Source organism: Kitasatospora sp. NPDC127121 (assembly GCF_042677305.1).
Taxonomy (GTDB): Bacteria; Actinomycetota; Actinomycetes; order Streptomycetales; family Streptomycetaceae; genus Kitasatospora.
This window is the reverse complement of the sequence record NZ_JBHXTQ010000007.1, coordinates 71427-94839: the sequence shown is the minus strand read 5'-3', so window position 1 is coordinate 94839 and position 23413 is coordinate 71427. Positions and strand designations below refer to the sequence as shown.

Genomic DNA, 23413 nt, shown 5'->3' with positions numbered 1-23413 from the left:
ACGCGTGTCGCGGACGGGAAGCAAGGCATCGCGGAACGTGCTCTGCTCGGTAGCATGGACCACCGGGAAGGCGCCCCTCGGCGGGGTGGCGGCCGGTGATCGCTGCCGGAGGTGCGCCGATGACCATCGAAGCCGGGCAGTCCCTGACGGGGCAGCCGACGTCCGCACGGCAAGCCGGGGCCAGGCGGCCCCTGGGGGAGCTCGGCCGGGCCGCGCTCGGCCGGGCCGGGCGGGCCGCCCTGCTGGCCACCGGCCGGCCGCCCGTCCCGGACGCCCTCGAACCGCTCGTCCGAGTCCACCGCGAACACCATCCGCAGGCCGACCTCGGCCTGCTCGCCCGGGCCTACCGGCTCGCCGAGGCCAGCCACCGGGGCCAGAAGCGCAAGAGCGGCGGGCCGTACATCACCCACCCGCTCGCCGTCACCATGATCCTGGCCCAACTCGGCGCCGGGACAACCACCTTGGTCGCCTCGCTGCTCCACGACACCGTCGAGGACACCGAATTGACGCTCGATCAGGTGAGCGCCGGCTTCGGGCCCGAAGTCGCCTACCTGGTCGACGGGGTGACGAAACTGGAGAAGGTCGACTTCGGCGCCGCCGCCGAGGCCGAGACCTTCCGCAAGATGCTGGTCGCCACCGGCGACGACGTCCGGGTGATGGTGATCAAGCTCGCCGACCGGCTGCACAACATGCGCACCATTCGGCACATGAAGCCGGCCAGCCAGGTGCGGATCGCCAAGGTCACCCGGGACGTGCTGATCCCGCTGGCCGAACGGCTCGGCATTCAGGTGCTCAAGGCGGAGCTGGAGGACATCGTCTTCGCCACCCTGCACCCCGAGGAGCACGCCCGTACCCGGGCCCTGATGGCCGGTCACGAGGGCGAGCCGGACACCCAGCTGGTCCCCTTCGCCCGGCTGCTGGCCCGCCAGCTGTCCGAGACCGGGGTGACCGCCGAGGTCACCGTCCGGCCCCGGCACTGCGTGTCGCTGCACCGGGTGCTGCTCAAGCGGGCCGCCGCGCCCGGCCCGGACGGGCGGCCGCAGCGGCCGCAGCCCGCCGACTTCGGGCGGCTGCTGGTGGTGGTCGAGGAGAACGCCGACTGCTACGCCGTGCTCGGCGAGCTGCACACCTGCTGGACGCCGCTGCCCGGCGAGTTCAAGGACTTCGTCGCCGCCCCCAAGTTCAACCTCTACCAGTCGCTGCACACCGCGGTGGCGCTCAGCGGCGGCACGGTCGTCGAGGTGCTGGTGCGCACCCGGCGGATGCACGAGGTCGCCGAGACCGGGGTGGTCGCGCTCGGCGACCCGGAGCCGGCCGGCGCCGTCCAGGACGCCGACGAACTCGACCGCACCGACCCGGCCCGGCCCGGCTGGCTCAGCCGGCTGCTGGAGTGGCAGCAGGAGACGCCCGACCCGGACGCCTTCTGGTCCGCGCTCACCGCCGACCTGGCCGGCGACCGCGAGATCACCGTCGTGACGGAGAGCGGCGAAACGCTTCAGCTGAGGGCCGGTGCCACCTGCGTGGACGCCGCCTACCTGCTCGGCGAGGAGACCGGCCACCGGTGCATCGGGGCCCGGGTCAACGGCCGGCTCACCGCGCTCTCCACCGTCCTGCAGGACGGCGACCTGCTCGCCGTGCTCACCGAGGCCGCGCCCACCGGGACCGTGCTCACCGAGGACGGGCCGCGCCCCGCCGAACCCTCCGGGCCCGCGCCCGAGTGGCTCGCGCACGCCCGGACCCCGGCCGCCCGGCTGGCCATCGAACGCTGGCTCGCCGACCACCCGGCCCGGCTCCCGCCGGTGCGCACCGGCCCCTCCAGCGGCCAGCCCGCCCCGCCCGCGCACCGCACCACCGAGCGCCGGCCGACCCCGGTCGCGGTGGCCGGCCGGCCCGGGGCGCCCGTCCGGCTGGCCCGCTGCTGCACGCCCGTGCCGCCGGACGAGGTGGCCGGCTACCCGATCCGCGGCGGAGCCGTCGCCGTGCACCGCACCGGCTGCCCGGCCGGGGAGCGGATGCGCGCGGCCGGGCGCGCCGAGCTGGAGGTCCGCTGGCGGCCGGAGGGCACCCCGGCGGCCGGCCACCGGGCCACCCTGCGGGCCGAGGCGCTCAACCGGCCCCGGCTGCTCGCCGACCTCACGGCGGCCATCTCCGCCGAGGACGTCGGCATCGTCTCGGCCGAGGTCGAACCGCCGCAGGAGCTGCGGGTCCGGCACACCTACACCGTCGAACTGCCCGAGCCGGCCGCGCTGCCCGCGCTGATGCGGGCCATGCTCAAGGTCTCCGGGGTGTACGACGTCAGCCGGCCGCAGGCCCCGGACACCGGCGGGGCCCGCCACCCCGGGGAAAATGGGGATGACCGGTCCGCGCCGGGCGTGGGACCATCATGGGGAATTCACGGCCGGTCCACGGCGTTCTCAGGGCACAGGAGCCCCGACGGCACCCGAGGACCTGAGGGGTAGCTCACCTCGCCCGGCGGTAACCGGGGCGGCAGCTGGGCAGACTCCGGGTGGGACCGCACACGGCGGTCCCCACAGGCCATCCGCACCAGCGACCAAAGGACAGAATGACCTCCACGTCCGACACCCGCGACCACGCCGACGCCCCGCGCCGCCTGAACGGTCTGCGGGCGGAAGCCCTCATGGACGAGGACCTCGCGGCCATCGACGAGGACCGCGGCCACGGCCACCACCACTACGACGGCGACCAGTACGACCGCAGCGAGCGTGCCGCCCTGCGCCGCGTCGCCGGCCTCTCCACCGAACTCGAAGACGTCACCGAGGTCGAGTACCGCCAGCTCCGCCTGGAGCGCGTGGTGCTCGTCGGCGTCTGGACGGACGGCACCCTGGAGGAGGCGGAGAACTCGATGGCCGAGCTCGCCGCCCTCGCCGAGACGGCCGGCTCCCAGGTGCTGGACGGCGTCATCCAGCGCCGTGACAAGCCCGACGCGGCCACCTACATCGGCTCCGGCAAGGCGAAGGAACTGCGCGACATCGTCGCGGCCACCGGCGCCGACACCGTGGTCTGCGACGGTGAGCTCACCCCCGGCCAGCTGATCCACCTGGAGGACGTGGTCAAGGTCAAGGTCGTCGACCGGACGGCCCTGATCCTGGACATCTTCGCCCAGCACGCCAAGTCCCGGGAGGGCAAGGCGCAGGTCTCGCTCGCGCAGATGCAGTACATGCTGCCGCGCCTGCGCGGCTGGGGTCAGTCGCTGTCCCGGCAGATGGGTGGTGGCGGCGCCGGCTCGTCCGGCGGCGGCATGGCCACCCGTGGTCCCGGTGAGACCAAGATCGAGACCGACCGGCGCCGGATCCGCGAGAAGATGGCGAAGCTGCGCCGCGAGATCGCCGAGATGAAGAAGGGCCGCGACACCAAGCGCCAGGAGCGCAAGCGCCACCAGGTGCCGTCGGTGGCCATCGCCGGGTACACCAACGCCGGCAAGTCGTCCCTGCTCAACCGGCTCACCGGGGCGGGCGTCCTGGTGGAGAACTCCCTGTTCGCCACCCTGGACCCGACCGTGCGCCGGGCCCAGACCCCGAGCGGGCGGCTCTACACCCTGGCCGACACCGTCGGCTTCGTCCGGCACCTGCCGCACCACCTGGTCGAGGCCTTCCGCTCGACCATGGAGGAGGTCGCCGACGCGGACCTCATCCTGCACGTGGTCGACGGCTCGCACCCCGAGCCGGAGACGCAGCTGGCCGCCGTCCGCGAGGTCATCGTCTCGGTCGACGCGCAGAACGTGCCGGAGATCGTGGTGATCAACAAGGCGGACGCCGCCGACCCGCACGTGCTGCAGCGACTGCTGCGCCGCGAGCCGCACGCCATCGTGGTGTCGGCCCGCAGCGGCGAGGGCATCGAGGAGCTGCTGAAGCTCATCGACGACGAGCTGCCGCGCCCGGCGATCGAGGTGCGGGCCCTGGTGCCCTACACCCAGGGCGGGCTGGTCTCCCGGGTGCACGCCGAGGGCGAGCTGCTCGGCACCGAGCACACCGGCGAGGGCACGCTGCTGCACGCCAAGGTGCCGGCCGAGCTGGCCGCCGAGCTGGAGCGCTACGCGGTGGCGCTGCAGGTCTGAGGCGTCGGGCCGACGAAGGGCCCCCGGACGTGACCGTGATGCCGCTGGGCATCGCGCGAGCGTCCGGGGGCCCTTCGCGTGCCCGTCCGGGGTACCGGGGCGTCCGTTCCGGGGTCCGCCCGGGGGCTCGTCCGGGCGTGTGGGCGTGTGGGCGTGCGGGCCTGCGGCCGTGTGGGCGTGCGGGCTACTTCACGTTCTTGGCGAAGTAGTCGAAGGCCTGCTTCGCCTGGTCCTGCAGCGAGGGGCCGGCCAGGTACCCGGGCGGGTTGCGGCTGCCGATCGCGGTGACGCTGATCAGGTTGGGCTTGCCGTCCTTGGTGATGAACCAGCCGCCGCCGCTGGAGCCGCCGGTCACGGTGCAGCCGGTGACGTACATCGGCGGGCGGCTCCGGTCGGGGGAGAGCCTGGCCGGCGGGACCGGGGGCTCGCAGCGGGAGAGCTCCAGGCCGTCGAACGGCCGATCGGTCGGGTAGCCGTAGGCCGCCGCCGAGCCGATCTGCTCGCGCGGGGCGTTGAACCAGACCGGGACCGAGCCGCCGACCGCCTCCTCCAGCGACGCGCCGGAGCCGCCCTCGCCGCGCACCCGGATGATCCCGTAGTCGTACTGGTGGTGGGCGCCGACGCCGCCCTCCCCGAGCCAGGTCGGCGACACCAGCGCGCGCACCGCCGCCCACCGGCCGTATGGGGCGGCCTGCTGCTCGGTGAGCGGTTTGCCGCGGGCCGCCTGGCCGTCCCGGTTGAAACCGGGCACGAAGGTGATGTTCCGCAGCCAGCCGCCGCCCTTGCCGTCGTGCAGGCAGTGCGCGGCGGTGTAGACGAGGTTGCTGCGGCCCGGGTTGGCCGGGTCGGAGACCACCGTCGCGGAGCAGGCCGCGTCGCCCTGGGGCGTGGTGACGAAGAGCCGTCCGACCACGGCGGTGGCCGGGCCGTACGGGTGCGGCTGCGGTGTGGCCGCGACGGCTGCGGGCGGGGCGTCCGGCCGGCCGTCGTCCGGTGCGGCGGTGAGCGGGTACTCCGGGGTGGCCCGCCCCTTGGCGGCGGCCATCCGGGTGGTCGACCAGAAGCCCGGGGCCACCTCGTTGGCGAAGCCGCTGCCGGAGACGAACCGGGCCCAGTCCTCCACCTTCCAGCCCGTCAGGTCGCCCAGGCTGGTGGGGGCCGATGTGGGGAGGGCGGGCGGCGGTGCGGCCGCCGTGGCGCCGGAGTCGTCCGGCCCGCAGGCGGTCGCGGCGAGCGCGAGCACGGCGAGCACCGCGGCGCCGGTCGGTCCGGATCGGCGCCGCGGTCCGCGGCCGGTGTGCTTCGGCATGCTGCATCGTCCCCCGGGGGCGGCCTCCGCCGCCCGTACGGCTTGGTCCGGTCCGACCGGAAAGGGCCTACGGCTTCTTGGAGATCCAGTCCAGCGCCTGCTTGGCGACCGTCTCCAGGTACGGGCCGCTCAGCGAGGTGTGGTCCTCGGTGCCGATGGACGTGTTGCTGACCAGGGCGGTCTTCCCGTCCGGCATGGTGGCGAACCAGCCGCCGCCGCTGGAGCCCTGGGTCATGTTGCAGCCGATGGTGAGCATCGACGGGCGCTTGGCGTCGAACGACAGCCGGGTCGGCTTGCCGCCGTCGCACTTGTACAGCTCCTGGCCGTCGAACGGCTTGTAGAGCGGGTAGCCGACCGCCGCGACGGACATCTTGTCGCGCGGGGCGTCGAACCAGACCGGGACGGCCGAACCGACCGTCTCCTCCAGCGACTTGCCGGAGTCGTTCTGGTTGTGCACCCGCATGACGGCGAAGTCGTACTGGTTCGCGGCGTCACCGGTGCCGCCGCCCTCGACCATCCACTGCGGCGAGGTGGTGACCAGGTCGGCCCACCAGGTGCCCAGCGGGGCCAGTTCGGACAGCGGGGCCTTCTTGCCGCCGCTGGAGGCGCCCGAGTTGTTGTAGGCGGGCACGAAGACCAGGTCCTTGAAGAAGTCGCCGCCCTTGCCCGCGTGCACGCAGTGGCCGGCCGTCCAGACCAGATTGCTCTTGCCCGGGTGCTGCGGGTCGGTGATCACCGTCGCCGAGCAGTTGCCCCGGCCGCCCTGGGCGCTGAAGAACACCTTCCCGGACGGCTGCTTGGTGTACGGGCGGGGCACCGGCACGGCCTTGACCACCGGCGGGTCCGGGTCCGTCACGCCGTTGTCGGCGGCCGGCTTGGCGGTGGGCGGGGCCGGATCGGCGGGCTTGGAGTCGCCCATCTTGTCCGGGTTCCAGAAGTCCTTCACCACCGGGTTGTTGAAGACGTGCTTGGACGCCCACGAGTCCCAGTCCTCGAACTTCCACTTCTTCAGGTCGTCCCAGGACTTCGGCAGGCCCTCCAGCAGGCTGGTCGGGATGCCCGACGGGAGGGTGATCCCGCCGATCACGCCGCCCCCCGGGGCGGCGGTGCTGGACGCGGGCGGCGGCGCGGCGCTGCCGCCCCCGTCGCCCGCCGGACCGTCCGGCCCGCAGGCGCTCGCCGCGAGCAGCGTCCCCGTGACGAGGGCGACGGCCATGGCTGACCGGTGGATCGATGGCATGTGTGCGCTTCCCCCTGTGCTCGATCGGGCTGTCGTGCGGCGACTCGCCGCTGTGGAGTCTTCCACCGGTCACCAGGACGGCGGCGGCCGCCCCCCGGGTTGCGGCCCTGACCGGAGGTCACCGATCCGTGACGTGGCCACGATCGGCCCGGCGACCCAGCAGGGCCCCGCGCGCCGGACGCGGACAATCCCCGATCTTCACCCGGACGAGTGAGCCGACCTTGTGATCACCCGTCAGGGATAGGTAACCCTTACCTGACGCGACGGTGCGAGCGCCCGCCGATCCTCTCCACCACCCGCGCGCGTCCGCACCCCCACGCGCCCCAAGGAGCAGCCTTGAGCACCGCCCTCACCGGAGCCCCGCCCGCCCCGCTGCTGCACGCGGACCGGCCGGCCGAGCCCGATCCGCTGCTGCACCCGGACCCCGCCGTCGCCGCCGAACAGGCCGCCCTGGAAGCCCTGCTGCGCTGCTGGACGCGCGAGACCGGCGCCCGCCCCGGCCCCGACGGCCGGCTGCGGATCGCCGTCCTCGGCGGCGCCGCCCGGCTCTCCGCCCCCGTCCGCTACTGGTCGCCCGGCGGCTGGCACCGGTTCGGCCCCGCCGTCCTCTCCGCCGGGGAGGGCACCGCCGACGCCCCCGTGGACGCCGTCACCACCGCCGCGCTGCTCGCCGCCGCGGCCGCCGACCGCCCCGACCCCGGGCAGGTCGCCGACCTCGCCGCCCGGGTCGCCGACTCGGTCGTCCGCACCGCCGACATCCTCGCCCACCGCCGCACCACCGCCCCCGCCGGCGGCCCCGAACGCTCGCACTTCCTCGCCGCCGAACAGTCCCTGCTGCTCGGCCACCCGCTGCACCCCACCCCGAAGAGCCGCGACGGCCTCGGCCCGGCCCAGAGCGCCGCCTACTCGCCCGAACTGCACGGCTCCTTCCAACTCCACTGGTACGCGGTCCACCGCGACCTGCTCGCCGCCGGCTCCGCCCTCACCGACAGCGCCGACCGGATCACCGCGGACCTGCTCGGCGACCACGCCGCCCTGCCGCCCGGCACCGCCGCCCTGCCGCTGCACCCCTGGCAGGCCCGCGAACTCGCCCACCGCCCGGCCGTCGCCGCCCTGCTCGCCGACGGGCTGCTGCACGACCTCGGCCCGGCCGGCGAACCCTGGTACCCCACCTCCTCGGTGCGCACCGTCTACCGCCCCGGCGCCCCCTGGATGCTCAAGCTCTCGCTCGGCCTGCGGATCACCAACTCCCGCCGGGAGAACCTGCGCAAGGAACTCCACCGCGGCCTGGAGGTGCACCGGCTGCTGGAGAGCGGCCTGGCCGCCGAATGGCACCGCGCCCACCCCGGCTTCGACATCGTCCGCGACCCGGCCTGGATCGGCGTCGACCACCCCGCCCTCGGCGACCCGGGCGGCCTGGACACCGTGCTGCGCGCCCAGCCCTTCGCCCCCGCCGACCGCGCGCTGTGCGTTGCCGGGCTGGTCGCCGAACAGCCGCTCGGCACCGGCGACACCGTGCCGTCCCGGCTCGGCGACACCCTGCGGGCGCTCGCCGTCCGCTGCGGCCGCCCGCTGCGGACCGTCGCCGCCGAATGGTTCCTGCGCTACCTGGACGCCGTCGTGCTGCCCGTCCTCTGGCTGGACGGCACGGCCGGCATCGCCCTGGAGGCGCACCAGCAGAACAGCCTCGTCCTGCTCGACGCCGACGGCTGGCCCAGCGGCGGCCGCTACCGCGACAACCAGGGCTACTACTACCGGGAGAGCGCCGCCGACCGGCTCACCGCGCGGCTGCCCGGGCTCGGCGAGCACAGCGACACCTTCCTGCCCGACGAGGTGATCGACCACCACTTCGCCTACTACCTCGGCATCAACCACGTCCTCGGCCTGGTCGGCGCCTTCGGCAGCCAGGGGCTCGCCGACGAGACCGTGCTGCTGGCCGGGCTGCGCCGCTTCCTGGCCGGCCCGCGGGCCGCCGCCACCGGCTCGGCGCTGCCCGGGCTGCTGCTCGACGCGCCCACCCTGCCCTGCAAGGCCAACCTGCTCACCCGGATCAACGGTCTGGACGAACTGGTCGGCCCGGTCGCCACCCAGTCCGTCTACGTGGACATCCCCAACCCGCTGGCGGGCGCATGAGCCTGCTCGACGACCCGCCGGGATGGGGCGCGATCCCCACCCCGGCCGGCGAGTTCCGGCTCAGCCCGGTCCGGCTGCCCACCGACCTGGACCTGCTCGCCGGGTGGATGAACGACCCCGAGATCGCCGCGTTCTGGCAGCTCGCCGGGCCGCCCGACGCCACCGAACGGCACCTCCGGGCCCAACTCGACGGCGACGGCCGCAGCGTGCCCTGCCTCGGCCTGCTCGACGGCGCCCCGACGAGCTACTGGGAGGTCTACCGCGCCGACCTCGACCCGCTCGCCCGGCACTACCCGGCCCGGCCGCACGACACCGGCGTCCACCTCCTGATCGGCCCCGCCGAGAGCCGCGGCCGGGGCCTCGGCGCCGTCCTGCTGGCCGCCCTCGCCGAGCGGATCCTGCGGCGACGGCCCCGCTGCGAACGGGTCGTCGCCGAGCCGGACGTCCGCAACCGGCGCTCCGTCCGGGCCTTCGAACGGGCCGGATTCCGGTTGGACACCGAACTCGACCTGCCCGACAAGCGCGCCGCCCTGATGGTCCGTGCCCGCGTCCCCTTCGTCGCCTAGGACACCCCCGTGGACACCCCAGCACCCCAGCCGCCGTACGACCTGCTCGGCGTCGGCATCGGCCCCTTCAACCTCTCGCTCGCCGCGCTCGCCGCGCCCGTCCCCGGCCTGCGCACGCTCTTCTGCGACCAGCGCCCGGAGTTCCGCTGGCACCCCGGCATGCTGGTGGACGGGGCCCGGATGCAGGTGCCGTTCCTCGCCGACCTGGTCTCCCTCGTCGACCCGACCAACCCCTGGTCCTTCCTCAACTACCTGCGCGACCAGGACCGGCTCTTCCCGTTCTACTTCGCCGAGCGCTTCCAACTGCCCCGCCGCGAGTACGACCACTACTGCCGGTGGGCCGCCGAACGGCTCGCCAACTGCCGCTTCGGCACCGAGGTCACCGCCCTGCACTGGGAAGCCCCGCACTTCCGGGCCGAGCTGACCGACACCGCGACCGGGCGGCGGACCGAGGTGCACGCCCGCAACCTCGCCCTCGGCGTCGGCACCCGGCCCGTCCTGCCCGAGGCCTTCACCGCCCTCGACGGCCACCCGCGCGCCTTCCACTCCGCCGACTACCTGGACCGCCGCGGCGACCTCGCCGGCGCCCGGGACATCACCGTGGTCGGCAGCGGGCAGTCCGGCGCCGAGGTCTTCCTCGACCTGCTCCGGCGCCACGACGGCGACGGCGTCCGGCTGCGCTGGCTCACCCGGACCAGGGCGCTCGCGCCGATGGAGTACTCCAAGCTCGGCCTGGAGCACTTCACCCCCGACTACACCCGCTACTTCCACAGCCTGCCCGAACCCGTCCGGGACGCGCTGGTCGCCGACCAGTGGCAACTGCACAAGGCCGCCAGCGCCGAAACCCTCGCCGAGATCCACGACCACCTCTACGAACGCACCATCGGCCGCCCGATCGACACCGCCCCGGTCGACATCACCCCCGGCACCGCCGTCACCGAAGCCCGCCCCGGCCCCTGCGGCGGCCTCGAACTGCACTGCCGGCACGGCGACTCCGGCGTCGAACACGTCCTGCGCACCGACGCCGTGGTGCTCGCCACCGGCTACCGGGCCGCCCGGCCGGCCGCGCTCGAACCGCTCGCCCGGCTGATCGACTGGGACGGGGACGGGCGCTACCGGGTCGACCTCGACCACCGGGTCGCCACCCGGCCCGAACTCACCGGCGGCCTCTACGTCCAGAACGCCGAACTGCACACCCACGGCGTCGGCGCCCCCGACCTGGGGCTCGGCGCCCACCGGGCCGCCGTCATCCTCAACGCCGTCACCGGCCGGACCGTCCACCGGCTGCCCGCCCGCACCGCCTGGACCGGCTTCGCGCCGCCCCGGACCGCCCCCGCCGCTGCGGGCGCTGCCGCGGGCGCCGCCGCGGCTGTTGCCGAGGGCACCCCCGCCGCCGAGGGCGCCCCCACCGAGAGCACCCCCGCCATCCCCCGTCCCCAGGAGCTGACCCGTGCCGCAACCGTCGGCCGCTGAACCGCCGTTGTACCTGCCCCCGCACCTGACCGCCGGGCACTGGCGGCGGGCCGGGCGCGCCCTGCTGGCCAAGATGCTCGGCGAGTTCGCCTACGAGGAACTGCTCACCCCCGTCCGCGCCGCCTCCGACGGCGAGTACCTGCTCTGGCTGCCCGAGGCCGAGTACCGCTTCACCGCCCGCCGCGGCGCGTACGGAAGCTGGCGGGTCGACCCGGAGTCGGTCCGCTGCTCCGACCCGGACGGCCTCGACCCGCTGCGCTTCCTCCCGCACGCCCGGCACGCCCTCGGCCTGCGCGGCGAGACCACCGGCCACCTGATCCGCGAACTCACCGCCACCCTGACCGCCGACGCGCACCAGCTCGCCACCGCGCTCACCGCCGCCGAACTCGCCGACCTCGACCACCCCGCCCTGGAGGGCCGCCAGGACGGCCACCCCTGGATCGTCCCCAACAAGGGCCGGATCGGCTTCTCCGCCACCGACGCCGCCCGCTGGGCCCCGGAGGCCCGCACCCCGCGCCCGCTGCCCTGGATCGCCGTCCACCGCCGGCTCGCCGAGTACCGCGGCGTGCCCGGCCTGGAACGGCCCGAGCAGCTGTACGCCCGCGAACTCGACGACCCGGACGCGCTGCGCGCCGCCCTCGGCCCGGCCGCCGCCGACTACCTGCTGCTGCCCGTCCACCCCTGGCAGTGGGACGAGACGATCGTCCCGCTGTTCGCGCCCTGGATCGCCTCCGGCGAGATCGTCCCGCTGCCCTCCGACGGCGACCCACGGCTGCCCCAGCAGTCCATCCGCTCCTTCTTCAACACCGCCCACCCCGAGCGCTGCACCGTCAAACTGCCGCTGTCCGTCCTCAACACCCTGGTCTGGCGCGGCCTGCCCACCGAACGCACCCTCGCCGCGCCCGCCGTCACCGCCTGGATCCACGGCCTGCGCGACGCCGACCCCTACCTGCGCGACGAGTGCCGGGTGATCCTGCTCGGCGAGATCGCCTCCGTCACCGTCGACCACCCGCTCTACCGCGAGCTGCCCGAGGCGCCCTATCAGTACAAGGAACTCCTCGGCGCGATCTGGCGCGAACCGCTCGGCCCCTTCCTGGCCGGCGGCGAACGCGCCCGCACCCTGGCCGCCCTGCTGCAGACCGGCTCCGACGGCCGGGCGCTCGCCGCCGAACTGATCGCCCGCTCCGGGCTCACCCCCGCCGCCTGGACCGGCCGGCTGTTCGGCGCCGTGCTGCCGCCGCTGCTGCACTTCCTCTACCGGTACGGGCTGGTCTTCTCCCCGCACGGCGAGAACGCCATCGTCGTCTTCGACGAGCACGACGCGCCGACCCGGCTCGCGGTCAAGGACTTCGTCGACGACGTCAACCTCAGCGACCAGGACCTGCCCGAACTGCGCGACCTGCCCGCCGAGGTCGACGACGTCCTGCTGCGGGACGGCCCGCAGGGGCTCTGCCAGTTCCTCCACTCCGGGCTGTTCATCGGCGTCCTGCGCTACCTCGCCCCGCTGCTGGAGGCGCAGACCGGGCTGCCCGAGGCCGAGTTCTGGGCCCTGCTGCGGGCCGAGATCCGCCGCTACCAGGACCGCTTCCCCGGCCTGGGCGAGCGCTTCGAGCTGTTCGACCTGTTCCGGCCGCGGATCGACCGGCTCTGCCTCAACCGCAACCGGCTGCTGCTCGACGGCTACCAGGACCGCCCGCACCGCCCGCACGCCGCCCGGTACGGGACCGTCCCCAACGCCCTGGTGACCCTGGAGGCGGATCTTCCCGGGCGACGGAGCCGGATTGTCACCCCAGCCCCGTAGGCTGGGAGGGTCATGACGAACGACTCCGAAACCCAGCTCCCCGGCGAGACCGAGCTCCCTGGCGAGGACGGCGGCGCCGCCGCCGACGTCGAGGAAGCCGTCGCCGTTCCGCGCTCCCGCATCCCCGACCTGCTGCACGCCGCGGTGGCGGCCGTCGGCGGCGTCGAGCGCCCCGGTCAGCTCCGGATGGCCGAGGCCGTCGCCGACGCCGTCGACAACGCCGAGCACCTGCTCGTCCAGGCCGGCACCGGCACCGGGAAGTCCCTCGCCTACCTGGTGCCCGCGCTCGCCCACGGGGACCGCGTGGTGGTCGCCACCGCCACCCTGGCGCTGCAACGCCAGCTCGTCGAACGGGACTTGCCGCGCACGGTCGAGGCGCTGCACCCGGTGCTGCGCCGCCGCCCGCTGTTCGCGATGCTCAAGGGCCGCTCCAACTACCTGTGCCTGCACCGGGCCAACGAGGGCACCCCGAGCGACGAGGGCGAGGGCCTGTTCGACGCGGCCGAGGCGCTCGGCGGGCCCGCCAGCAAGCTCGGGCAGGACGTGCTGCGGCTGCGCGAGTGGGCCGACGAGAGCGACACCGGGGACCGGGACGACCTCAGCCCCGGCGTCTCCGACAAGGCCTGGGCCCAGCTGGCGGTCACCTCCAAGGAGTGCCTGGGCGCCACCCGCTGCGCGTACGGGCAGGAGTGCTTCGCCGAGAAGGCCCGGGAGCGGGCCAAGCTGGCCGACGTCGTGGTCACCAACCACGCGATGCTCGCGATCGACGCGATCGAGGGCGCGCCGGTGCTGCCCGAGCACGGGCTGCTGATCGTCGACGAGGCGCACGAACTGGTCAACCGGGTCACCGGCGCGGCCACCGCCGAGCTGACCGTCGGCGCGGTCAACCGGGCGGTCAAGCGCGCCGCCCGGCTCGCCAACGAGAAGGCCGTGGACGCCTTGCAGGCCGCCGCCGAGAACTACCACGGCCTGATGGAGACCGCCCAGCCCGGCCGGGTCGAGGAACTGCCCGAGTACCTGGCGTACGCGGTCACCTCGATCCGGGACGCCGCCCGCCAGGTGATCAGCTCGCTCGGCGAGACCCGCGACAAGGGGCTCAGCGACGAGGACGCCGTCCGCAAGCAGGCGATGGCCTCCGCCGAGTCGCTGCACGAGACCGCCGAGCGGCTGCTGGAGGACTCCGAGTACGACGTGGTCTGGATCGAGCGCAGCGACCGCTTCGGCATGGGCACCGGCTCGCTGCGGGTCGCGCCGCTCAGCGTCTCCGGGCTGCTGCGCGAGGGCCTCTACAAGGAGCGCTCGGTGGTGCTCACCTCGGCCACCCTCAAGCTCGGCGGGGACTTCAACGGCGTCGCCGCCTCCGTCGGCCTGCCCTCGGACTCCCGGCTGCCGGACCAGCGCACCCCCGGGGACAATCCTTCGGCCGGGTCCGGGTCCGGGTCCGGTTCCGGCTTCGGCGAGGACGCGGTGCCGCACTGGCGCGGCATCGACGTCGGCTCGCCGTTCAAGTACCCCAAGCAGGGCATCCTGTACGTCGCCCGGCACCTCGCCGATCCCGGCCGAGATCCCGAACGGCCCGACATGCTGGACGAGTTGGCGGAGCTGATCGGCGCGGCCGGCGGGCGCACGCTGGGCCTGTTCTCCTCGATGCGCGGCGCCCAGACGGCCGCCGAGGCGCTGCGGGAGCGGCTGGACAACCGGATCCTGCTCCAGGGGGAGGACACCCTGGGCGAGTTGATCCGGGAGTTCGCCTCGGACGCGTCCACCTCCCTGTTCGGCACGCTCTCGCTCTGGCAGGGCGTGGACGTACCCGGCTCGGCCTGCCAGCTGGTCGTGATGGACCGCATCCCGTTCCCCCGGCCGGACGACCCGCTGATGAGCGCCCGCCAGAAGGACGTCGAACAGCGCGGCGGGAACGGCTTCATGGCCGTCGCGGCGACGCACGCGGCGCTGCTGATGGCGCAGGGCGCCGGCCGGCTGGTGCGCGCGGCCGAGGACCGGGGCGTGGTCGCGGTGCTCGACCCGCGGGTGGAGACCAAGCGGTACGGGAGCTTCTTCCGCTCCTCGATGCCGGAGTTCTGGTACACCACGGACCGCAACCAGGTGCGCCGCTCGCTGGCGGCGATCGACGCCTCGGCGCCGCCGGTCAAGCCGGTGGTGAAGCGGGGCTGAGCGGTGCCGTGATCCGGGGCTGAGCGGTGCGGTGATCCGGGGCTCCGTCCAGCCCCCCCTGGGGGCCGAGGCGGGGTCCGGACGCCCCCGGAGACGCCGGAGGGGCTCCCCGCGATCACGCGGTGGAGCCCCTTCCCGCTGGGTGCGCGCGAGGCGTCAGAGGCGGCGCAGGACCGCGACGACCTTGCCCAGGATGGTCGCGTTGTCGCCGTTGATCGGCTCGTACGCCGGGTTGTGCGGCATCAGCCAGATCCGGCCGTCCTCGCGCTTGAGCCGCTTGACCGTGGCCTCGCCGTCGATCATCGCGGCCACGATGTCGCCGTTCTCGGCGACCGGCTGGCGGCGCACGGTGACCCAGTCGCCGTCGCAGATGGCCGCCTCGATCATCGAGTCGCCGCGCACGGTGAGCGCGAACAGCTCGCCCTCGCCGACCAGCTGGCGGGGCAGCGGGAAGACGTCCTCGACCGTCTGCTCGGCCAGGATCGGGCCGCCGGCGGCGATCCGGCCGACCAGCGGCACGTACGAGGTGGACGGCCGGCCGGCCGTCTCGGCGGTGTTCGGGCGGGCCACCTCGACGCCGCGGACCTCGTAGGCGCGCGGGCGGTGCGGGTCGCGGCGCAGGAAGCCCTTGCGTTCCAGGGCCATCAGCTGGTGGGCGACCGAGGAGGTGCTGGACAGGCCGACGGCCTGGCCGATCTCGCGCATGGACGGCGGGTAGCCGCGGCGCTGGACGGAGTCCCGGATGACCTCGATCACGCGGCGCTGGCGTTCGGTGAGACCGGCCTCGTCGGTGCGGATGCCGGGGGGGCGGCCGGGCAGCGCGCGGGTGGGCGCCTGGTGGGCGTCGTCGATCGCGGGGGAGTGTTCGATCGGCTGGTCGGGAACGCGGCCCGTGCTGGAAAGGGCCGGGCCGGAGAGGCGCTGGTCTTCGCTACGGTCCATGCTGATGTCCACGCTCTGCTGATTCGTGGTGCGCTGCCCCACCTTGAACTGGGAGTGTTCCTGCACCGGGATGGTGTTGCTTTCGATGGTGTTCACGGCGGCCCCTCTCGACGGCTGTCCTCTCCCCTTTTCCAGCCCAACGCCCCTCCTATCGAAAGGTTGCGCCAAACACACGTTCGAGTGAATTATTCGAGAGTTGGCTGACTCGATCAAGGCTTTGCTGTACATCGAGACTGTGCATCGAGTAAATGTTCGATCGGATCTCGACTTCGGCAGTCTAATCGGTGCCGACACGCCAGGGGTGTCGCTTCCCCCGGAGACCTACATCTAGTGGTTACAGTCCTCTCCGTGCCCAGTACTAGTGGTTACGGCGCATGATCAGCTTGCCGAGGCCGGGGTCGCATCGCATAGACTCAACAGGTCCGCACGTCCTGCCAGGGAGGGATCCTCAGGTGCACTGCCCCTTCTGCCGGCACTCCGACAGCCGTGTTGTCGACAGCCGGACCAATGAGGACGGCAGCTCGATCCGCCGTCGTCGGCAGTGCCCGGACTGCGGCCGCCGCTTCACCACCGTGGAGACGGCCGCACTGATGGTCATCAAGCGCAGCGGGGTCACCGAGCCCTTCTCCCGGGAGAAGGTCATCACCGGGGTCCGCAAGGCCTGTCAGGGCCGCCCGGTCACCGAGGACGCCCTCGCCCAGCTCGGCCAGCGGGTCGAGGAGTGCGTGCGCGCCACCGGCAACGCCGAGCTGACCACCCACGACGTCGGGCTGGCCATACTCGGCCCGCTCAAGGAACTCGACGTGGTCGCCTTCCTGCGCTTCGCCAGCGTGTACCAGGCGTACGACGGACTGGAAGACTTCGAGGCCGCCATCGCGGAACTCCGCGCCGAACGGCCCGTCCCCGAGGCGGACGGCACCTGCGTGCCCGTCGCCGCCGCCGCGCCCTAGGAGGCGCCGGCACCCGGCCCCCTGGCGGGCCTTGCTGCACCAACGGGTCCCACGGGGCCCACGCATGCCCGAAAAAAGGGTACAGAACACAACAAACCGTGCGCAAGCAGGCGAGGTCTCCGCCTGCCCGCACACCGGAAGAACGAACCAGCGGTGCCCGGACTTTTCAGGGCACTTCGGGCGTTTGCCCAGGAGGAGGAAGAAGTGACAGACACCACGAGCGGTTCCGCACGCGGGTCGAAGTCCGACAAGACCACGGCCAAGGGCGGCGGCAAGGCCCCCAAGGGCGGTCTGCCGATCGGGCGCATCTACACCACTCCTGGCGTGCACCCGTACGACGAGGTCCGCTGGGAGCGCCGCGACGTCGTCATGACCAACTGGCGCGACGGGTCCATCAACTTCGAGCAGCGCGGCGTCGAGTTCCCCGACTTCTGGTCGGTCAACGCCGTCAACATCGTCACGTCCAAGTACTTCCGCGGCGCCGTCGGCACTCCCCAGCGCGAGTGGAGCCTCAAGCAGATCATCGACCGCGTGGTGCTCACCTACCGCGCCGCCGGCGAGAAGCACGGCTACTTCGCCACCAAGGACGACGCCGAGATCTTCGAGCACGAGCTGACGCACGCCCTCCTCCACCAGGTGTTCAGCTTCAACTCGCCGGTCTGGTTCAACGTCGGCACCAAGCAGCCCCAGCAGGTCAGCGCCTGCTTCATCCTGTCCGTCGACGACTCCATGGAGTCGATCCTCGACTGGTACAAGGAAGAGGGCATGATCTTCAAGGGCGGCTCCGGCGCCGGCCTCAACCTCTCCCGCATCCGCTCCTCGAAGGAACTGCTGTCCTCCGGCGGCAACGCCTCCGGCCCGGTCTCCTTCATGCGCGGCGCCGACGCCTCCGCCGGCACCATCAAGTCCGGTGGCGCCACCCGCCGCGCGGCCAAGATGGTCGTGCTCGACGTCGACCACCCCGACGTCGAGGCCTTCATCGAGACCAAGGTGAAGGAGGAGGAGAAGATCCGCGCCCTGCGCGACGCCGGCTTCGACATGGACCTCGGCGGCGACGACATCACCTCCGTCCAGTACCAGAACGCCAACAACTCCGTCCGCGTCTCCGACGAATTCATGACCGCCGTCGAGAACGGCACCGAATTCGGCCTGCGCGCCCGGATGACCGGCGAGGTCATCGAGACCGTCGACGCCAAGAAGCTGTTCCGCAAGATGGCCGAGGCCGCCTGGGCCTGCGCCGACCCGGGAATCCAGTACGACTCCACCATCAACCACTGGCACACCTGCCCGGAGTCCGGCCGCATCAACGCGTCCAACCCCTGCTCCGAGTACATGCACCTGGACAACTCCAGCTGCAACCTCGCCTCGCTGAACCTGATGAAGTTCCTGCGCGACGACGACTCCTTCGACGCGGACACCTTCGCCAAGGTCGTCGAGCTGGTCATCACCGCGATGGACATCTCCATCTGCTTCGCCGACTTCCCCACCGAGAAGATCGGCGAGACCACCCGCGCCTACCGCCAGCTCGGCATCGGCTACGCCAACCTCGGCGCCCTGCTGATGGCCACCGGCCACGCCTACGACAGCGAGGGCGGCCGCGCCCTGGCCGGCGCCATCACCTCGCTGATGACCGGCACCGCCTACCGCCGCGGCGCCGAACTCGCCGGCGTCGTCGGCCCGTACGACGGCTACGCCCGCAACGCCGCCCCGCACCAGCTGGTCATGAAGCAGCACGCGGACGCCTCGCTCGCCGCCGTCTCGCTCGACGAGCTGGACGCCCCGGTCTGGGCCGTGGCCAACGACACCTGGCAGGACGTCCTGCGGATCGGCGCGCAGAACGGTTTCCGCAACGCCCAGGCCTCGGTGCTCGCCCCCACCGGCACCATCGGCCTGATGATGGACTGCGACACCACCGGCGTCGAGCCGGACCTGGCGCTCGTCAAGTTCAAGAAGCTCGTCGGCGGCGGCTCGATGCAGATCGTCAACGGCACCGTCCCGCGCGCCCTCAAGCGCCTCGGCTACCAGGACGAGCAGATCGAGGCGGTCGTCGCCCACATCGCCGAGCACGGCAACGTGGTGGACGCCCCGGGCCTCAAGGCCGAGCACTACGAGGTCTTCGACTGCGCGATGGGCGAGCGGGTCATCTCGGCCATGGGCCACGTCCGGATGATGGCCGCGATCCAGCCCTGGATCTCCGGCGCGATCTCCAAGACCGTGAACATGCCGGCCTCCGCGACCATCGAGGACATCGAGGAGATCTACTTCGAGGCGTGGAAGATGGGCGTCAAGGCGCTCGCCATCTACCGCGAAAACTCGAAGGTCGGCCAGCCGCTCTCGGCGAAGAAGAAGGACTCCGAGGCCAAGGCCGAGGAGGCTCCGGCCGCCGCGGTCCAGAAGGTCGTCGAGTACCGCCCGGTCCGCAAGCGCCTGCCCAAGGGCCGTCCGGGCATCACCACCTCCTTCACGGTCGGTGGCGCCGAGGGCTACATGACCGCCAACTCCTACCCGGACGACGGCCTCGGCGAGGTCTTCCTCAAGATGTCCAAGCAGGGTTCGACCCTCGCGGGCATGATGGACGCCTTCTCCATCGCCGTCTCGGTCGGCCTGCAGTACGGCGTGCCGCTGGAGACCTACGTCTCGAAGTTCACCAACATGCGCTTCGAGCCGGCCGGCCTGACCGACGACCCGGACGTGCGGATGGCACAGTCGATCGTCGACTACATCTTCCGCCGCCTGGCGCTCGACTTCCTGCCGTTCGAGACCCGCTCGGCGCTCGGCATCCACTCCGTCGAGGAGCGCCAGCGCCACCTGGACACGGGCTCCTACGAGCCGCTGGAGTCCGAGGAGCTCGACACCGAGTCGCTCGCCCAGTCGGCCCCGGTGGTCGCCACCCCGGCCCCCGCCGTCGAGGCGCCCAAGGCCCCCAAGGCCCCCAAGGCCTCCCCGGCGCAGGCTCACAACTCCACGGAGCTGATGGAGATCCAGCTCGGCCTCAACGCCGACGCCCCGCTCTGCTTCTCCTGCGGCACCAAGATGCGCCGCGCCGGCAGCTGCTACCTCTGCGAGGGCTGCGGCTCCACCAGCGGCTGCAGCTGACCGCCGGTACTGACCCCGCGCGGGTGAGCCACCGCTGAGGCGGGGCGAGGACTTCACGTCCTCGCCCCGCCTCTTTTTGTCGGTGGCGGCTGCTTGGCTGCGCGTATGGTGACAGGACCACGGAAGCGAGCACCACGCCGACCACCGGCGGCGGAGATCACGCCTGAGACCCCGATCTGGTGCCCGGCCTGCCAGGACTTCCATCCCGCAGCCGAGTTCCCGAGGAATTCGAGCAGGCCGAGCGGCCTGCAGAGCGAGTGCAAGCGGGTGGTCCGGGCCAGGTCTGCGACGGTGGAGGCCCGGGAGACCGCGAACCGGGCCCGGCGGGAGAGGCGAAAACAACCTGAGGTCCGGGCGGTCGCGTTGGAGTGGCAGCGCGCCCGGCGGGAGCGTCTCGGCGCGGGGCACGATCTGGCCCGGTCGCGGGCCAGGCTGCAGGCCGTGGTGACCGAGTGGAAGTCCGGCGGCTGCATCGACTGCGGCTACGCCGACGTGCGTGCCCTGGATCCGGACCACGTGGACCCGGGGCAGAAGGCGGGGACGATATCCCGGTTGGTGCAACTGTGCGTATCCAAGGACAGACTGCTGGCCGAGCTCGCCAAGTGCGAGGTCCGGTGCGCGCGATGCCATCGGGCGCGCACGATGCGGCAACGGAGCCGAAAGGCGACCCGACTGCCGCCGTCCTGGGCGCGGGTGGTGGAGTTCCAGGCCAGGAACGACCGGCTGAAACTCGCGAGGGGCTGCGCCGACTGCGGCTGGAGCGAGTGGGCGCGAGGGCTCGACTGGGACCACGTGCGTGGGGCCAAGTCGGCGAATGTGTCCCAGTTGATCGCCGATCGGAAGCCGTGGTCGGAGATCGCGGTGGAGATCGCCAAGTGCGAGGTCGTCTGTGCGAACTGCCACCGGATCCGGACGGCGATTCGGCGAGCGCACGATGTTCCGGGCACTTCGCGGACGTCGATGTCACGGATGGGGGCGGTGGGCGGTCGGTAGGGGTGACGGTGTTCGGCGGGAGGAGTGGTGTGGTGATGGGGACGGTGCTGGTGACCGGGGCGACGGGGGTTCTGGGGCGGGAGGTGGTGCGGCTGCTGGTCGCGCGCGGGGTGGCGGTGCGGGGGTTGAGCCGGCGGGTGCGGAGCGGGGGCGCGGGGGTCGAGTGGGTGGTCGGGGACCTCGTGACCGGGGAGGGGATCGCCGGGGCGGTGGCGGGGGTCGAGGTGGTGGTGGACTGCGCGACCACGGTGGGGCGCAAGGACGTGGCCGCGGTCCGGACGCTGGTGGCGGAGGCCGGGAGGGCGGGGGTGCGGCACCTGCTGTACGTGTCGATCGTCGGGGTCGACCGGGTGCCGATCCCGTACTACCGGGCGAAGCTCGCCTGTGAGCGGGTGGTGCGGGAGTCGGGGCTGGGGTGGACGGTGCTGCGGGCGACGCAGTTCCACGACCTGTTGCTGAGGATCTTCGACGTGTCGGCGCGGCTGCCGGTGTTCCCGGTGCTTGGCGGGGCGAGCGTCCAGCCGGTGGACGTGCGGGAGGTGGCCGCGCGGGTGGCGGAGCTGGTGGGGGAGGGGCCGGTCGGGTACGCGCCGGAGGTGGGCGGGCCGCGGGTGCGGCCGTACCGGGAGCTGGCCGAGGCGTACCTGCGGGCGTCGGGTCGGCGTCGGGCGCTGCTGCCGGTGCGGGTGCCGGGGGCCTCGGGGCGGGCGCTGCGGGCGGGCGGGAACCTCGCGCCGGAGCGGGCGGTGGGCCGGGGGACCTTCGAGGAGGTGTTGGCGGAGCGGTTCGGCGACCGCTGATGTCAACCAGGGTTGCGCCGGCCGTCCTGACGGTCAGTCAAGAGATGTGGCCCCGTCCGGGTTTCCGGGCGGGGCCGTCGTATCTGTCGCGCGGAGGCGGAGGCGGGGGCCGCGGTCGGGGTGTCGGCGGATGAAGGTCGACGTGGACCTTGGCGGCGGCTGGCGGCTGCGTTAACGTCATCGGATCGGTTCGTCCGTCGCCCTTCGCGATCTCTGCACGCCCGTCTCCGGTACAGCGCGATGTCGTTCAGCCCACCGTCGGCAGCATGCCCTGGCGAGGAGGACCGCATTGACCCTCAACCCGACCGCGCCGTCCGAGAGTTCCGGCTATCGCGGTTCCGGCCGCCGCTTGGCCGCCGTGCCCGCCCTGCTCGCGGCGCTGGCCCTGACCGCGGCCTGTTCCAACAGTTCCGGCGGTTCGGGTGGCGGTGGTGACGCGGCGGCCCCGTCGCTGTCCGGTGACTGCGCCAAGTACCAGCCGTACGCCGGGCATTCGGGCACCACGGTGACGATGTTCGCCTCGATCCTCAGCCCGGAGTCGGACAATCTGGAGAAGTCCTGGGCCGAGTTCGCCAAGTGCACTGGCATCAAGATCAGTTACGAGGGCTCGAACGACTTCGAGTCCCAGCTGCCGGTCCGGGTGGCCGGCGGCAACGCCCCGGACTTCGCGATCATCCCGCAGCCGGGCCTGCTGGCGCAGATGGTGAAGAGCGGCAAGGTGGTCAAGCCGCCCGCCCAGACGGTCACCAACGAGGACCGGTGGAGTCCGATCTGGAAGACCTACGGCTCGGTCAACGGCACCTTCTACGCGGCGCCGATGAGCGCCAACATGAAGTCGCTGGTCTGGTACTCGCCGAAGGCCTTCAAGGCGGGCGGCTACGAGGTGCCGAAGACCTGGGCGGACCTGATGGCGCTCAGCGACCGGATCGCCAAGTCCGGTGGTGCCAAGCCCTGGTGCGGCGGCATCGCCTCGGGCACGGCCACCGGCTGGCCGGCCACCGACTGGCTGGAGGAGGTGGTGCTCGGCACGTACGGCGGTGACGTGTACGACCAGTGGGTCGGCCACCAGGTGAAGTTCTCCGACGAGAAGATCACCACCGCGATGAAGACCGTCGCCGGCTGGATGCAGAACCCGGCCTGGGTCAACGGCGGTTACGGCGACGTCAAGTCGATCGCCACCACCACCTTCCAGGACGCGGGCGCGCCGGTCCTCACCGGCAAGTGCGCCATGCTCCAGCAGGCGTCGTTCTACGAGGCGCAGTGGCCCAAGGACACCAAGGTCGGCCCGGACGGCGACGTGTTCGCCTTCCACCTGCCCGCGGTGAACCCGGCGATCCCCAACCCGGTCGAGGGCGGCGGCGAGTTCCTGGCCGCCTTCTCCGGCCGGCCCGAGGTGCAGGCGGTGCAGAACTACCTGTCCAGCTCGGACTGGGCGAGCAGCCGGGTGAAGACCGCGACGGGCTGGGTCTCGGCCAACCAGGGCGTGGACAAGAGCCTGTACACCGACCCGATCGACCGGCTGTCGGCGGACGCGCTGACCGACCCGGCGGCGACCTTCCGCTTCGACGGCTCCGACCTGATGCCGGCCGCCATCGGTGCCGGGCAGGAGTGGAAGTCGCTGACCGCCTGGTTCGCCGAGGGGCAGTCGATCCAGAAGACCGCCGCCGACATCGACGCCGCCTGGCCGCAGTAGCCGTACGGCCGCAGCGGGCGCCTGGCTGTAGTGGGCGCTTGGCCGCAGTGGGCAGACGCCCGCAGTAGGCGCCTGGCCGTAGTGGGCGCCGGGCCGGACTCGGGCCGGGCCCGGCCGGGCGCCGTTCAGGACCACCTGTCGAGGGCGGTGCGGGGCCACCCACCCGCACC

General features: G+C 73.0%; 15 protein-coding genes. 12 read left to right on the top strand and 3 right to left on the bottom strand.

Annotation, left to right across the window (positions count from 1 at the left end):
• The first annotated feature begins 119 nt into the window (after positions 1–119).
• A complete protein-coding gene (locus ACFVHI_RS06740) occupies positions 120–2459 on the top strand; it encodes a RelA/SpoT family protein (protein ID WP_380336410.1) in 2340 nt (779 codons plus the stop codon).
• A gap of 104 nt (positions 2460–2563) precedes the next feature.
• Positions 2564–4075, top strand: coding sequence for a GTPase HflX (hflX, locus tag ACFVHI_RS06735; RefSeq protein WP_363374353.1), 1512 nt, complete (start codon positions 2564–2566; stop codon positions 4073–4075).
• Between the two features lie 184 nt (positions 4076–4259).
• Here the strand turns inward: hflX and ACFVHI_RS06730 are convergent, their stop codons facing one another.
• Positions 4260–5384, bottom strand: a complete 1125-nt coding sequence (locus tag ACFVHI_RS06730) for a serine protease (protein WP_063349339.1) — start codon at positions 5382–5384, stop codon at positions 4260–4262.
• A 67-nt stretch (positions 5385–5451) separates the two neighbouring features.
• Positions 5452–6624, bottom strand: a complete 1173-nt coding sequence (locus ACFVHI_RS06725; protein ID WP_063349340.1) for a serine protease — start codon at positions 6622–6624, stop codon at positions 5452–5454.
• A 336-nt stretch (positions 6625–6960) separates the two neighbouring features.
• On the opposite strand from ACFVHI_RS06725, the gene ACFVHI_RS06720 reads away from it, so the two are divergent.
• Genes ACFVHI_RS06720 through ACFVHI_RS06700 form a run of 5 tightly spaced genes read left to right on the top strand, consistent with a single transcriptional unit; the run spans position 6961 to position 14769 of the window.
• The gene (locus tag ACFVHI_RS06720; RefSeq protein WP_380336405.1) at positions 6961–8757 is read left to right on the top strand and encodes an IucA/IucC family protein; all 1797 of its coding nucleotides are present in this window, start codon (positions 6961–6963) and stop codon (positions 8755–8757) included.
• On the top strand, positions 8754–9323 hold the full coding sequence (locus ACFVHI_RS06715) for a GNAT family N-acetyltransferase (protein WP_380336402.1): 570 nt from the start codon (positions 8754–8756) through the stop codon (positions 9321–9323). Before ACFVHI_RS06720 ends, ACFVHI_RS06715 begins: the two co-directional genes overlap by 4 nt.
• 9 nt (positions 9324–9332) lie before the next feature.
• Positions 9333–10796 (top strand): lysine N(6)-hydroxylase/L-ornithine N(5)-oxygenase family protein, encoded by a 1464-nt coding sequence (locus ACFVHI_RS06710; RefSeq protein ID WP_380336400.1) that lies wholly within the window; start codon positions 9333–9335, stop codon positions 10794–10796.
• Positions 10774–12597 (top strand): IucA/IucC family protein, encoded by a 1824-nt coding sequence (locus tag ACFVHI_RS06705; protein ID WP_380336397.1) that lies wholly within the window; start codon positions 10774–10776, stop codon positions 12595–12597. The genes ACFVHI_RS06710 and ACFVHI_RS06705 overlap by 23 nt, the downstream gene beginning before the upstream one ends.
• 12 nt (positions 12598–12609) lie before the next feature.
• Complete coding sequence (locus ACFVHI_RS06700) at positions 12610–14769, top strand: ATP-dependent DNA helicase (protein ID WP_380336394.1); 2160 nt, start codon at positions 12610–12612, stop codon at positions 14767–14769.
• Between the two features lie 156 nt (positions 14770–14925).
• Here ACFVHI_RS06700 and lexA read toward each other — a convergent pair whose 3' ends face one another.
• Positions 14926–15807, bottom strand: a complete 882-nt coding sequence (gene lexA, locus ACFVHI_RS06695) for a transcriptional repressor LexA (RefSeq protein ID WP_380336391.1) — start codon at positions 15805–15807, stop codon at positions 14926–14928.
• Between the two features lie 356 nt (positions 15808–16163).
• On the opposite strand from lexA, the gene nrdR reads away from it, so the two are divergent.
• From nrdR to ACFVHI_RS06670, 5 genes are all read left to right on the top strand, one after another.
• Positions 16164–16661, top strand: a complete 498-nt coding sequence (gene nrdR / locus ACFVHI_RS06690; RefSeq protein WP_063349343.1) for a transcriptional regulator NrdR — start codon at positions 16164–16166, stop codon at positions 16659–16661.
• 204 nt (positions 16662–16865) lie between these two features.
• Positions 16866–19757, top strand: coding sequence for a vitamin B12-dependent ribonucleotide reductase (locus ACFVHI_RS06685; protein WP_380336387.1), 2892 nt, complete (start codon positions 16866–16868; stop codon positions 19755–19757).
• Between the two features lie 441 nt (positions 19758–20198).
• Positions 20199–20750 carry a hypothetical protein gene (locus ACFVHI_RS06680; RefSeq protein WP_380336384.1) on the top strand — a complete coding sequence of 184 codons (552 nt, stop codon included), beginning with the start codon at positions 20199–20201 and terminating at the stop codon, positions 20748–20750.
• A 35-nt stretch (positions 20751–20785) separates the two neighbouring features.
• Positions 20786–21550 carry an SDR family oxidoreductase gene (locus tag ACFVHI_RS06675; protein WP_380336483.1) on the top strand — a complete coding sequence of 255 codons (765 nt, stop codon included), beginning with the start codon at positions 20786–20788 and terminating at the stop codon, positions 21548–21550.
• A 289-nt stretch (positions 21551–21839) separates the two neighbouring features.
• Positions 21840–23243, top strand: coding sequence for an ABC transporter substrate-binding protein (locus ACFVHI_RS06670; protein WP_380336381.1), 1404 nt, complete (start codon positions 21840–21842; stop codon positions 23241–23243).
• Positions 23244–23413 lie beyond the last annotated feature (170 nt).

Coding starts and splice junctions, on each gene's coding strand:
- ACFVHI_RS06740 (WP_380336410.1), top strand. CDS start 120: ATGACCATCGAAGCCGGGCAGTCCCTGACGGGGCAGCCGACGTCCGCA.
- hflX (WP_363374353.1), top strand. CDS start 2,564: ATGACCTCCACGTCCGACACCCGCGACCACGCCGACGCCCCGCGCCGC.
- ACFVHI_RS06730 (WP_063349339.1), bottom strand. CDS start 5,384: ATGCCGAAGCACACCGGCCGCGGACCGCGGCGCCGATCCGGACCGACC.
- ACFVHI_RS06725 (WP_063349340.1), bottom strand. CDS start 6,624: ATGCCATCGATCCACCGGTCAGCCATGGCCGTCGCCCTCGTCACGGGG.
- ACFVHI_RS06715 (WP_380336402.1), top strand. CDS start 8,754: ATGAGCCTGCTCGACGACCCGCCGGGATGGGGCGCGATCCCCACCCCG.
- ACFVHI_RS06700 (WP_380336394.1), top strand. CDS start 12,610: ATGACGAACGACTCCGAAACCCAGCTCCCCGGCGAGACCGAGCTCCCT.
- ACFVHI_RS06675 (WP_380336483.1), top strand. CDS start 20,786: ATGGGGACGGTGCTGGTGACCGGGGCGACGGGGGTTCTGGGGCGGGAG.